Here is a 1,081-nt window from a genome sequence, read left to right on the forward strand (position 1 = left end):
CATACTACTCACCTCTAGCAAAATTTTTATTCCAATTTATATATTTTTTTGATAAAAGTACAATTCCATAAGTTAAGAAATATATACCTATTAATAATAAAACTATAGCTGACAATATTGTTAACATACAAAATAACGGAAATATAGTTAATTTATTTATTATAGTTGTAAATATTAAACCTATAGTTGCAATAGCTACAAATGGTAATGAAATTATAAGACTTATAGCTATACCTATTATTCCTGATACTATAGGAAATAATATGCTAACAAGTATTAAGTTTAGTATAACAAGTATTACTATATTAATAGAACTATAAGTAACTTTATCTTTATTTGAAACTATTAAATGATTTCTATTTATTATTCCTTGTTCACATAAATTTTCTATAATTTGCTCTGGGGTTCCAAGTTCCTTACAAATAGTATCTTCTGTTTTTCCCTCTTCTCGCCCATGTATAAAATATTCTTCATAATCCTTTAAAATATCCTCTAAAGTATATTTATCTAACTCTTTAAGTCCATTTTTTAATTGAGCTAAAAACTCATCTTTACTCATATTATTCCTCCTAAACTCCTTTATAAATTATACCAACTTAATTTTTATCTATTTCCTCAATAAATAAATTAATTTTACTACAAAAATCTAGCCACTCATCTTTTAAACTCTTAGCTCTTATTTTTCCTTCTTCTGTTAATCTGAAATATTTTCTTGCTGGCCCTTCTGAAGATTCTACTAAATATGTGGTTAGATATCCATCTGATGTTAATCTTCTTAATAATGGATATAATGTACCATCTGCTGTTTTTATATATTTATCTAAACTTTTGACAAGTTCATAACTATACAAATCTTCTTTAGATAATAACATAAGAACGCACATTTCTAATACTCCTTTTTTAAATTGTATACTCATAAAAAACCCCTTGTAAAATATATTATTCACTAGTGATTATTAATCACTACTTAGTTATATTATATACCTTTTTTTAGAAATTGCAACGATATTTTTGGTTAATATTTCAAATCTAATTTTAAACAATAAAAAAAACAGTTCAAATGAACTGTTTTGGTGGAGAT

The 1,081-nt window shown here is 24.0% G+C and carries 2 protein-coding genes; both read right to left on the reverse strand.

All coding sequences use genetic code 11. The annotated features are described in order from the left end of the window. Positions 1-4 precede the first annotated feature (4 nt). On the reverse strand, positions 5-559 hold the full coding sequence (locus tag CSGHG_RS22260; RefSeq protein WP_010299648.1) for a DUF1700 domain-containing protein: 555 nt from the start codon (positions 557-559) through the stop codon (positions 5-7). 37 nt (positions 560-596) lie between these two features. Continuing rightward, the gene (locus tag CSGHG_RS18825; RefSeq protein ID WP_010299651.1) at positions 597-917 is read right to left on the reverse strand and encodes a PadR family transcriptional regulator; all 321 of its coding nucleotides are present in this window, start codon (positions 915-917) and stop codon (positions 597-599) included. Positions 918-1,081: the final 164 nt, after the last annotated feature.

The organism is Clostridium senegalense JC122, assembly GCF_000285575.1.
Lineage (GTDB): Bacteria > Bacillota > Clostridia > Clostridiales > Clostridiaceae > Clostridium_J > Clostridium_J senegalense.